Origin of the sequence: Pseudomonas sp. NBRC 111138 (assembly GCF_001320835.1) — a bacterium.
In the GTDB taxonomy this organism is placed as follows: Bacteria; Pseudomonadota; Gammaproteobacteria; order Pseudomonadales; family Pseudomonadaceae; genus Aquipseudomonas; species Aquipseudomonas paracarnis.
Genome location: NZ_BCBO01000067.1, coordinates 1 through 9,487 on the forward strand (window position 1 = coordinate 1; position 9,487 = coordinate 9,487).

Genomic DNA, 9,487 nt, shown 5'->3' on the forward strand with positions numbered 1-9,487 from the left:
TATCCACCGAGCGCCAGTAGTACACACTCTCGGCCCGGGACTTGCCGATAAAGTAATACATGCCATTCTTGAAATCGGTGGTATTGATGTAACCATTGATAATCGTCAGGTTGGCCACTTCCTCAAAGCTCGCCAGATAAGACAGCACCGCTTCCTGAGTGGTGTCGATCTCGATCTTGTTCTGATTGAGGTCGTTTTCCAGTTGCTGGAAATACTTGGATTTGGTCAGGCGCAACGAGGGGTCGATATACAGTTCCGGGTAATAGCTCAACTGCTGGTTGGCCGCCCAGATGGGGTATTGGCAGTCGATCTCGCGCCACTGCCTGATCAGGTGATCTTCCATCACTTTGGTTTCATAGCCCGGCTCCATGCCCATCAGCGCGGCATTGATGTACTGCTGAATACTGGCGATGGCCGAGGCCACCGGGCTGGTGGGCACGGCCTGGCTGACCTGCACATCCAGCAGCTTGTATTGGTAGAGGTCGTTGGCGGTCTTGATTTTGTCGCTCAACTGGGCGTCGACAAACTCCGCTGCGTTCGGTACCACCTCATCCAGATAGTAGGCCACCAGGGCATCGCGCAGGGTTTCGTTGAGCTGGCTATCGATTGAGCTGGACATGCTCGCTCCTTATTCATCGTAAAAGTGCGCAGGCGCTCAGCGCCGGGCAGCCATGACCGCATTGCCTACCGCTTGCCAGGCCACACCCGTACTGTCGCCGTGCAGGGCTGTGGCCCTGAGCAAGTCCGCCGCAGCCAGCCCGCTGGCGGCACAGGTGGCTTGGCTGCGCAGGATCCAGTCGATGTCGGCCATGGAGCAGGCGCGCTTTTGCGCCAGCAGTTGGAAAAGCTCATGCACGTAGTCCTGCCGCCACCCCAACAGCCTGGCCAAAACGGAAGCGGCCTGGTCGCTGACTGCAGCGCGCAATGTTTTGTTTTTGAGCGCTGTTTTTCCGGGGTTGGCCGCGATGAAATAACCCAGCAATGCCTCCTCCGCCTGGCTTTGGCCATGAAACCACTGACTGTAGCGGCTCAGCAGGTAGAAGCTCTTGAGGTTCAACTCCAGATTTCTACCCGGAACTCCCAGCCATTGCGGATTAAGCAAAAACACACGCAAGGCACTGGTGCTCAACCGCAGGTCCATCACCACTGTCCCATGACGCAATACACGCTCGAGTTGATTGATCAATGAGTCAGTGGCGGCTGCAGTAGCCAGCCCCAACACCGCTGACAACAGGGCGTGTACCGAGGTTTGTGCCCAACGCAGTACAACTTGGGTGCGGTCCATCGGCAGGTTGATCATTTCTTGTGCCAAACCTTCGATCAGCCGCAGTTGGTGGTCATGGCCGGCCAGCAACAAGCCGGCAAGCTTCGCCACGCTCTGCTCACGCTCATCGGGGAAGAGGTTCAACTGCCCCACTCGATAGTTAATCGCTTCTTGCAAGTAATGATGGGGGTCTTCGAGACCTGTGAGCGGAACAGGCCTCACCAGTCCCTGCGGGTCCAGCAAATACTGCAGCACTTCGCGCCATTTGATGGGCTCTCGTGCGGCAGCGGACTTGGGCCGTTCATAAACAGGCAGATTCAGCGCCGATATCTGCTCGTCGGTAATCAATACCTCTCGCGTCGCGGCGGCCAATATGCCCAAGCGGTCCACCAAGCCTTGGGGGGGCAGGTAATCTCCAGGCTCCAGGCCCAACGCGCGCCGTACCCCGGTAACACTTTGCTTGCTGTCCTTGAGCCAATTCACGGCCCAATCCATCTGCATCAACACATCGAGAACGTCAGGCGCGGGCGCCATCGCATCCTCCTCCCAAGCCTCTACGGTCGGTAGATGTCTTTTAGGCAGCGTGCCGCACTTTACTTGCACGTGGTGAATTGAAGACGGTTGGCTGGTTATTACCTCCCAAGCTGTCCTTGAAAGGCGCTTGCCGCTGAGCGACAACGTCCCACCAGCGCTCAACGGTTCAAGCGTAAGCGCGCTGCCGTCAGGATTGCTCACGAAGTTTTCTTCGTCTGAATGCTGGGGCTGCCGTTCCAGGGTAAACACCCGCGTGCCAGCTGCTGATGCAAAGTCGGTCCCCGCCAGCACAAACAAGGCTGAACCTGGCAGCAGACGCAATAAGGTACCTTCATGCGCGGCATCAACCACCAGCACCAGCCTGATGCTCATATCGCTGGCGCCCTGCGCAGTCAACGACCATGGCCTGAGGGACGACAATGAGGGTTGTAGCAGGCGCCCGGTACAGAGTAATCGCTGGTACTCCAGCCCCCCCAGCATATCCACCAGGCCCCAGCCTTCCTCCGGCGACAAGCCAAACATTTGCGGAATACGCGCCTGACGGTAGAGCGAGGACAGGGTGCCAAGGTCGCGGAGTAACGGCCCAACAAAATCCTTCGTTTGGTTGGCCAAGCGAGAAAGCGATGACTCTGTAGGCTCAAGGCCGAGCGCGGCACAGAGTTGTGCGACGATTTTTTTGTTCGCAGCGTCTGTCCCACTGATATTAAAGGCGGCTCTATTGAGTTCCAACGGCGTATCGAACAGCGCAGCAGGGTTAAAGACTTGGTCAAACAGCGGCACCTTGTCACCCGTGGCGTAAGGCGTGAGATCGTGGAGGAACGCCGCAAATTCTTCGGGTTTGATGCCATAACGTCGGCTGAAATAACGATAAACACCTAGGACCCGCAGGGTATTGGTGTTCAGGTCCATGGTCAGGTTGTGTTCACCCTCGCTGCGGATGGCGCAGATGAGCAGCGTGTCCAGTTCGGCATAGGACATGTCCATACCCAGGTCTTTCTTCAGCCAGCGCTGCAGACGAATCATGCGTTGCAAGCGGTCAAACCGTTGAGGGGACGTTTTAGTCAGGTACCAGACCGTGCGGCTACCGAGCGTGGTTTCCTTGAGGCCCATGGAATTGTCGAACTGGTCCGCACGCGTCGAGACAACGGTAGCAGGCACAACACTGTCATAACGCTCACTGCCATGGCCGTTGACATAACACGCGCCATAGTGAGAGGCGTGCGGGTATGCCTTGCCGACTCCCGCGCCCCCCGTCCATTGTGGGTTGCCGCTGGGGCAATTGGGAGACACGCGGGGGAAATGCTGACGCTGGGATAAAAGCGCCTCGACCTGCTCGGCATCCAGCTCCGAACGTTGCATGAACGTCTCGAGCTGCACCAGTGGGTTGTCAAGGTGGCCAATACCTTGGAGACCGTAACTGCGCTGAAAAAACTCCTGCTGCTCGGCCGTCCATGTCACGTACTCATCCAGGACAATGGTGAAGCTGAGTACCGCCAGTGAAACTGGCCTAGTGGTAGTGCCCGTGGTGGTGGTGACAGTAAATGAGGCTCGATAGCCCGGTTCGATCGGAAACGGTTCTTCTCCCCCCCAGCGGATAACTGTGCAGATTGTTGAGGTATTCGCGGGGTGAAGATAATTAGGCGTCCATATATTAGCCGCGTTCGCATATAACGGCGTCCCAGAATTAATCCAGAAAAGACCCTCTCGTTTAGCATCGTCAGGCCCCGAGAATTCAATCGTTGCCGTGCTCGTCAAACTCCATTGGTTGACTAAGGTTTCTGCCTGAGGCACAACAGACTTCAGGCTTGACTGTGGGGATATCAGTAAAGCAATCCTGATGGCCGAATGCGGGCTCAGATGGGAAGTCCCCGGCCCTGCCCAGGTCTGCGTCAGCTGAGCCTTCGATAGATAAAACGTGGTGAACAATGAAGGTTCGATCAACAGTTGCTGTTGCTGTTGGCTTAACCCCGACATCAACAGTTGCGCTTGCGCTGCAGTGTTCTGCACCACGCCATAATCGTTCAAGCCCCTTTGGCTGATGGGCAACTGCAAGCTGATGCGATAGTTCAACTCCCCCAACTCAAGCTTCTTTTCGGCCAGCCCCAATCGGCATTGGTGGTGAGGGTAGTAATACGGAAACATGAACGGATAGCGCCGCTCGGCCAGTACGTCGTAAATCGGCTTGTTGGCATCCGGCTTTCCTGTCCGGTACCGGGCGATGTCGGCCATAAGTATCTCATTGACTAACTCCAGCATCGGTCTGGGGGTAAAGGTGCTTTGCTGGTCAATGATCAACCCCTCCAGATCGGGCCGCCGAGTCCTCAACAGAATCTTGGGCCGATCACCCTGGCCGGAGCCTTCCAGGGTGCGCGTAGCGAAACGATATTGAGCGCTGAGGTAGGCCACCGGCGAATCGACCGCCGCCATCGCGCCCACTTTGCAGAACTCATCCCAGTTTTCCTTGAACAGGTTCGGGAAACTCGGCCCGACATCGACCAGCGCACGCACACCGGTCTGCTGGCCCTGGTACTGGGTTCTGCCGTTGGATACCTGGTGTTCACGGTACAGCCGACCGATCTGCACCGCATAGCACATGGCATTGTCATAGGCCACCTCGCCATCCGCCTCGCAGATCTCACCCAGGCGTTGGACGAAGTGGGGCTTGGGTTGGGCGATGATGTCGAACACCGACGCCATGCCCAATTGCTGCATCGCGGTGATGAAGCTGACTTTTTCCAGGCCCACTTGCCGTTCGGGCTCGTTGACCAACGTAAGAAGCAGACGGTCAGTTCTCGAGTCGTTGTCCATGCCCACGCATTCCCTCAGGTAGAGATACACCGCTATGTCCAACAAACTGAGTGGTTCTAAAAAATAAAGAACCTGTGAACTCTGACAGTAGCGACGAACGGTACCTGGGGACGGCCGAACACCAGAGCTACCTGAATTGGACGAGTCTGCAGTTGGCGGAAACTGGCTTGGCTTTGGTAGAAGCTTGCATTGATGGCTTGCAGGCCGATGCTTGTGCTCAGTAAGTCAGTCATCGCGGGCGAGCCCACTCCCACAGTTTGACCGGGTACGTCCTTGGAATAGGGTCAACCTGTGGGAGCTGGCTTGCCTGCGATGGCGTGCGCCCGGCCAGCACAATGCTCAAGCTAACCAATCCCGCCTACGCTTAAGTTAGGATGCTCGTTCCCTATTCGAGGTGGTCTCCATGTTTTTCGGCGTTCTCCTGATCATCACCTGGCTGATCCTGCTGCTGCGCTACCCGGCCAAGGCGCTGCCGGTATCGTTGGCCGCTGCCGTCGGCCTGGGGTTTGTCGCGGTTTGGGTGGTATGGCTGGACAATCGCGAAGCGTCACAACTGGCGCGTCTTGAGTTGCGCATCACCTACGCGCCGCAAGACTGCCCCGCCGACCGACCGCTCAAACTGACCCTCAACAACGGCAACGATGTACCGCTCACCGAACTGCGCTGGCGCGTGGCCGCCTACGCACCGGGCGATACGGTCAACCTGGCCGACAATGTCTACGCCGCCCCACGCTATCGCGGCCCCGGCGAGTTGCAGGCGGGCGCCACCTGGGATGACTGCCTGCCCACCCCGCCGCTGCGCCCCGGCTATCGCCCACAAACCCTGGAATTTCGCGCCGAGCACCTGCAAGGCAGTTTCTCGGACTGACAAAGGATGGACCCATGCCCAACGTACTGATCACCGGTTGCTCCAGCGGCATCGGCCGCGCCCTCGCCGACGCGTTCAAAGCCGCAGGCTTCGAGGTATGGGCCAGCGCCCGCCGACCCGATGACGTCGCCGCCCTCGCGGCCGCAGGCTTCAATGCTGTGCAGTTGGACGTCAATGACAGCGCCGCTTTACAACTCCTGGCCGAGCAATTGAGCGAGCTGGATGTACTGGTCAACAACGCCGGCTACGGCGCCATGGGCCCGTTGCTCGCCGGCGGTACCGAGGCGATGCAACGCCAATTCGAAACCAATGTGTTTTCCATCGTCGGCGTGACCCAGGCGCTGTTCCCTGCCTTGCGTCGCAGCAAGGGCCTGGTGGTGAATATCGGCAGTGTTTCCGGCGTATTGGTGACGCCGTTCGCCGGCGCCTACTGCGCATCCAAAGCCGCCGTGCATGCGCTGAGCGACGCCCTGCGCATGGAGCTGGCACCGTTTGGCGTGCGGGTGATGGAAGTGCAGCCTGGTGCGATCAATACAAGCTTTGCGAAGAATGCCGGCGCCCAGGCCGAGTTACTGATCCAGGAACAGTCGCCATGGTGGCCATTGCGCGAGGGCATTCGTGCACGCAGCCAAGCGTCCCAGGACAAGCCAACCCCGGCCAGTGAGTTTGCTGCAGACGTGCTCAAGGCGGTGCAGCAAGCGCAACCGCCGCGCCTGTTGCGTTCGGGCAACGGCAGCCGCGCGTTACCGTTGATGGCGGCGCTGTTGCCCAAGGGGTTGCTGGAGAAGGTGCTGAAGAAGCGCTTTGGCTTGGGCGGTAGGCTCTAAGGTTTCATGAAATCAATAAACGCCCGCACCTTCAGCGGCAAATGCCGCGTGTCCGGATACATCGCGTAAACCCCTTGCGGGGCAAAGCGGTGGTCCGCCAATAGGCGCACCAAGCGTCCCGCGTCGACATCCCCCTGCACCAACCATTGCGGTAAAACCGCCACACCGTGGCCGCGCACCGCAAATGCCTGGAGGACCGCCGCGCTGTCGGCCACCAAGGCTGACGGGCCGGCTCGATAAGGGTGTTCGAGACCTGCCGGGTCGGTGACGCTCAGTTCGCTCAAGCGGCCGTGGCCCAGCCTGGGCAACTGCTCCAACTCAGCCAGGGTTTGAACTGCGGCAAACTGCGGCGCCGCGACGGCGAACACGTCGAATGTGGACAACTGCACGGCGCGGTGATTGGAGTCCAGCAAGCGCCCCAGCCGAATCGCCACGTCAAAACGCTCGGAGATCAGATCGGCGTGGGTGGAGGATGTGGATAAGTGGATATTCAGGTCCGGGTGCAGGCGTCGAAAGGCTTCTACCGCCGGAGCAACTACGGCCAGGGCATATTCGACAGTGGTGGTGATGCGCAGGGTGCCTTTGAGCTGGGCATGTTCACTGCGGGCTTCTTCTACCGCCAGGCGGGCCTCTTCAAGCATGCGCGTGCAGCGCAGGTAGAAGCGCTCACCCGCGTCGGTCAGTGCCAGTTGGCGGGTGTTGCGGGTCAGCAGGGTGACGCCGAGTTCCGCCTCCAGGCGCTTGAGGTTGAAGCTGACCACGGCGCGAGTCTGGCCCAGCAGGTCCGCGGCAGCGGTGAGCGAGCCGGCCTCGACCACGGCCTTGAAAGTGTCAAAACGGTCCAGGCTGACCATGGTGAACGCCCTCCTTTGTCAAAATATTTTTGACAAACTAGCAGGCAAACCGACGTATCCCAAACCCTGCGTGCGGCCTACCCTGCCGGCTCCACTCGCAGGAACGCGTTCATGACCTACCGCTCGAAAGTCGCCTGGATCTTTTTGTTGGGCTTTGCCCTGGACCTGGTGAACGTGTTTGTCGCCACCGTCGCCTACCCGGATATCGCCCGCGAACTGCACGCCTCGGTCACCCAGTTGGCGTGGATCAGCAATGCCTACATGCTCGGGCTGACAGTGATCATTCCCTTGAGTGTGTGGTTGGCGGCGCTCATGGGCGAGCGCACCCTGATCGCTACCAGCCTGCTGCTGTTTGCCGGCGCCTCGGTGATGGTCGGCCAGGCTGGTTCCATCGAAGCGTTGATAGCTTGGCGCGCCTTGCAGGGGCTCGGCGGCGGCTTACTGATTCCGGTGGGGCAAGCCATGGCTTACCGACACTTTCCCGCGGCCGAGCGCAGCCAATTGACAGCGCGGGTGATGTCGGTGGCGTTGCTGGTGCCAGCGCTGTCCCCGGCGTTGGGTGGGGTGATTGTCGACAGCCTGTCCTGGCGTTGGATTTTCTACGCCAACCTGCCTCTGGCACTAGTGACGCTGCTGCTGGCGCTGCTGTGGATAAAACCCGATGTGCCTTTAACCGAGCGCCCGCCCCTGGACCTGGGCAGAGTGTTCAAACAAGCCGCCAGCCCGATGCTGCGCGTGGCAATGCTGGTTTACCTGTGTATTCCGGGGGTATTTATCGGCACCAGCCTGATCGCCATCCTCTACGTGCGTGGCCTGGAGTATGACGCCACCCAGACCGGCGCGCTCATGCTGCCGTGGGCACTGGCCTCGGCCGTGGCGATCTACCTGAGCAAGCGACTCTTCAATCGCTGCGGCCCCAAACCCTTGTTACTGGCCGGCATGGCGCTGCAATGCGGCGGTATCCTGCTGCTCAACGAGCCGACGCTGATTATTGCGGCCTACGTCTTGATGGGCCTGGGCGGCAGCTTGTGCAGCAGCACCGCACAAACCCTGGCCTTTCTGGATATTCCCGCCGAGCGCATGGGCCACGCCAGCGCGTTGTGGAACATGAACCGGCAAGTGAGTTTCTGCGTGGGTGCCGCCGTGCTCAGTGCCGTACTGTCGGCCTTGGATTCCTTCGCGATTACCTTCACGATGGCGGCAGCTCTGACCCTGTTGCCGCTTTTCGCAGTGTTGCGCCTGGATGCTTCCAGGGTACGCGCGCTGCTTCACCCTTGCAGCGAGCCCAAACATGATTGACTACAGCGATTTTTTTGAAGAAGTGATCCAGACCCACGTCGAGATCGAACAATGGTTTGCCGGCGTTGCGCCTGAGGGCACGCTGGAAAATCTGCTGGCGCGCTTCTCACCCGAGTTCAGCATGGTGGCGCCCGCCACCGGTACGCGGGTCAACACGGCCGGGGTCAATGCCTTGTTCACGCGCCTGGGCGGGATGCGTCCGGGGTTGAAAATCACCTTGAGCGAAATGACCGGGATTGACCGCCATGCACGCGGCGCGACGGTCACGTATCGCGAGCATCAGATTGACGACAGTGGCACCCAGACCGACCGCCGCGCCACGGTGGTGTTCGAGAAACAGGCCAGTGGCGCGCTGCTGTGGCGGCACTTGCATGAGACCTTTATCAAAGCCTGACGCGGGTCTAGATGTATGAGGGGGCTTACATCGCCCACTGTAGGAGCGAGCTTGCTCGCGAAAAACCTCAACGATAACGCGTGCTTCCTGAATGAACGCGGCGCCTATGAGTTTTTCGCGAGCAAGCTCGCTCCTACAAAAGCCTTGACTGACTGGCATTAGGGCTTGCCCCTCCCACATTTTTTAGTTTTGTGTTGGGTTGACGATCACGGTGCAGGTAATCCCGGCCGCCAACAACACGCCCTCCGGCACTTCATCAATGTGAATCCGCACCGGCACACGCTGGGCCAAGCGCACCCAGTTGAAGGTCGGGTTCACATCGGCGATCAGTTCACGGCTCTCGGGGTTGTCGCGATCGTAGATGCCGCGCGAGATGCTTTCCACATGGCCCTTCAAGGTCTCGCCGCTCATCAATTGCATATCGGCTTTGTCGCCCACCTTCACGTGGGGCAGTTTGGTTTCTTCGAAGAAGCCATACACCCAGAACGAATTCATATCCACCACAGCCATCTTCGCTTCGCCGATACGCGCATAGTCGCCACGGTGCACGTTGAGGTTGGTGACATAACCGTCCACCGCCGCCAGCACTCGCGTGCGTTTCAAGTTGAGTTCGGCGGCCTCCAGTTGCGCCAGGGCGTG

The 9,487-nt window shown here is 59.4% G+C and carries 8 protein-coding genes; 4 read left to right on the top strand and 4 right to left on the bottom strand.

Features of this window, described 5'->3' with window-relative positions; genetic code table 11:
- Nucleotides 1-619 (bottom strand): neuraminidase-like domain-containing protein (locus APH41_RS12250; RefSeq protein ID WP_256220301.1); only part of this gene is annotated, 619 nt, incomplete at its 3' end.
- Nucleotides 620-655: 36 nt separating this feature from the next.
- Nucleotides 656-4,636: a Tc toxin subunit A gene (locus tag APH41_RS12255; protein ID WP_156359045.1), complete on the bottom strand. Its 3,981-nt coding sequence runs from the start codon at nucleotides 4,634-4,636 to the stop codon at nucleotides 656-658.
- Nucleotides 4,637-5,009: 373 nt separating this feature from the next.
- Here APH41_RS12255 and APH41_RS12260 point away from each other — a divergent pair, with 373 nt between their 5' ends.
- Both APH41_RS12260 and APH41_RS12265 read left to right on the top strand, forming a co-directional pair.
- On the top strand, nucleotides 5,010-5,474 hold the full coding sequence (locus APH41_RS12260; RefSeq protein WP_034126362.1) for a hypothetical protein: 465 nt from the start codon (nucleotides 5,010-5,012) through the stop codon (nucleotides 5,472-5,474).
- A gap of 14 nt (nucleotides 5,475-5,488) precedes the next feature.
- Complete coding sequence (locus APH41_RS12265; protein WP_054919257.1) at nucleotides 5,489-6,301, top strand: SDR family oxidoreductase; 813 nt, start codon at nucleotides 5,489-5,491, stop codon at nucleotides 6,299-6,301.
- Here the strand turns inward: APH41_RS12265 and APH41_RS12270 are convergent.
- Nucleotides 6,298-7,155 carry a LysR family transcriptional regulator gene (locus tag APH41_RS12270; RefSeq protein ID WP_054919259.1) on the bottom strand — a complete coding sequence of 286 codons (858 nt, stop codon included), beginning with the start codon at nucleotides 7,153-7,155 and terminating at the stop codon, nucleotides 6,298-6,300. The genes APH41_RS12265 and APH41_RS12270 overlap by 4 nt on opposite strands.
- Nucleotides 7,156-7,266: 111 nt before the next feature.
- Here APH41_RS12270 and APH41_RS12275 point away from each other — a divergent pair, with 111 nt between their 5' ends.
- Nucleotides 7,267-8,454 carry an MFS transporter gene (locus tag APH41_RS12275; protein WP_054919262.1) on the top strand — a complete coding sequence of 396 codons (1,188 nt, stop codon included), beginning with the start codon at nucleotides 7,267-7,269 and terminating at the stop codon, nucleotides 8,452-8,454.
- Nucleotides 8,447-8,848 (top strand): hypothetical protein, encoded by a 402-nt coding sequence (locus tag APH41_RS12280; RefSeq protein WP_034126358.1) that lies wholly within the window; start codon nucleotides 8,447-8,449, stop codon nucleotides 8,846-8,848. The genes APH41_RS12275 and APH41_RS12280 overlap by 8 nt, the downstream gene beginning before the upstream one ends.
- Nucleotides 8,849-9,031: 183 nt before the next feature.
- Here the strand turns inward: APH41_RS12280 and APH41_RS12285 are convergent.
- Nucleotides 9,032-9,487 (bottom strand): HlyD family secretion protein (locus APH41_RS12285; protein WP_156359046.1); only part of this gene is annotated, 456 nt, incomplete at its 5' end.

Bases quoted from the DNA above. Each gene is read 5' to 3' on its own strand.
- APH41_RS12260 (WP_034126362.1), top strand. From the start codon at position 5,010: ATGTTTTTCGGCGTTCTCCTGATCATCACCTGGCTGATCCTGCTGCTG.
- APH41_RS12265 (WP_054919257.1), top strand. From the start codon at position 5,489: ATGCCCAACGTACTGATCACCGGTTGCTCCAGCGGCATCGGCCGCGCC.
- APH41_RS12270 (WP_054919259.1), bottom strand. From the start codon at position 7,155: ATGGTCAGCCTGGACCGTTTTGACACTTTCAAGGCCGTGGTCGAGGCC.
- APH41_RS12275 (WP_054919262.1), top strand. From the start codon at position 7,267: ATGACCTACCGCTCGAAAGTCGCCTGGATCTTTTTGTTGGGCTTTGCC.
- APH41_RS12280 (WP_034126358.1), top strand. From the start codon at position 8,447: ATGATTGACTACAGCGATTTTTTTGAAGAAGTGATCCAGACCCACGTC.